The sequence below is a fragment of the Streptomyces sp. MnatMP-M17 genome, from assembly GCF_900091995.1.
Lineage (GTDB): Bacteria > Actinomycetota > Actinomycetes > Streptomycetales > Streptomycetaceae > Streptomyces.
Genome location: NZ_FMDK01001096.1, coordinates 1 through 1443, shown reverse-complemented (window position 1 = coordinate 1443; position 1443 = coordinate 1). Strand labels below are relative to the sequence as shown.

Annotated in this window: 2 pseudogenes; one reads left to right on the top strand and one right to left on the bottom strand. The window is 70.1% G+C overall.

Annotated features, from left to right (window positions below):
* Positions 1–753 (bottom strand): annotated as a pseudogene (locus GA0115259_RS36415) (hypothetical protein); the annotation flags it as partial.
* A 451-nt stretch (positions 754–1204) separates the two neighbouring features.
* Here GA0115259_RS36415 and GA0115259_RS36410 point away from each other — a divergent pair.
* Positions 1205–1443: pseudogene (locus GA0115259_RS36410) on the top strand (phage tail sheath family protein); the annotation flags it as partial.

Sequence of the window (1443 nt, the reverse complement as noted above, 5' to 3'; positions counted from 1 at the left end):
GGCTGCGCGGCCCTTGGCGGGAGCGGCGGCGGTGTGCTGCTCGCCCTTCTTCTTCTCCGCCAACGCCCGATCGAACTGCGGCTCGTTACCTCGGGCCAGCTGCTCCTCGGTGACCTCGGCATCAGCCATCTGCTGATCGACCTGCCGCGGGCCCTCGGAGAAGTCCAGAACCTCGTCCGGCTGCCGGGCCGGCACCGCGTCCGCCGTACTCGGCGCGCCAGGATTGCCCGGAGGCTGGTCCGCGCTCATCGGCGTGACCTGCTTCTCCTTGGCCCGCGATGTGTCCGGAGCGGCCGTGGTGGCGGTCTCGATCTCCTCGGCGGAGGACTCCTTGCCGTCCTTGACCTTGCCGTCCACCGAATCCTTGATGGAGTCGGCCCGGCCGGAGTCCGCGAAGCCGTCGGCCTCTTCGAGGTTCTTCGGCGCCTGCGCGGCGATCGCCTCGTTCACCGCCCCGATGAACGCGTTCTTGTCGAACTCGCCCGGCTTCGCCTCGTTCATCTTCTCGGCGTTGGCCGCCTTGCCCTGCGCCTGCCTGTCGTCCGGCGGAGCCACCGCCGCGTCCTGCGCCGACCTCGACTCCACCGCCGCCGACTTGTGCTGCTTGAGCTTCGCCTTCTTCGCGGCGACGTCCGACTGCACCCGGCGGAAGCCCGGCGCCTGCGACGGCGGCGGCTTGACCACCTCGGCATACCGCTGCGCCACCAGCCGCGCCACCGCCGCGTTCCCGGCGCCCGCCTGAAGCCGCCGCACACTCCGCACATCCAGCCCCGGGCCGGTGGGGGATACCGCTGGGGCGGTGGTGCCGGTGTCGGACAAGGTGTCGGACAAGGAGCCCGACACGTCCGCGTGTCGGACGTCCGCATGCGACACATCCGCATGCGGCGCCTGCCGCGTCGCAGCGGCGCGCGCCGCTGCGACGGCGGAGCTCTTCTCCGGAGTCGCCTTCACCGTCGCTCCGGGCCGCGGATCCCCGACATGTCAGCCAGGGTGCGGGGCCGGACCGTACACGGAGGAGTACGCGCGGGACAGCGCCGAGGGCAGTGTTCACTGCCCGATCAGATGGCCCGACGGCTCTGCCTCTTCGGGCAGTCGGTTCGGTACGGCGAGGCGGCCGTACGCCCGTTCCCGGTGATCGCCCCCACCGCGAGAATCACCCCGTCCCCTGGTCAAGACGTCCTCGTTCCCGGTCAAGGAGAGTCGCATGCCGTCGTATCTGTCCCCGGGCGTTTACGTCGAAGAGGTACAAAGCGGCAGCAGGCCGATCGAGGGCGTGGGTACGTCCGTCGCCGCCTTTGTCGGCTTCGCCCAGCGCGGTCCGTTCAACGAACCGACGCTGATCACCAACTGGACCCAATTCGTCAGCCTCTTCGGCGAGTTCGTCGAAGGGACCTACCTCGCCTCCGCCGTCTACGGCTTCTTCGCCAATGGCGGCGGCATCTG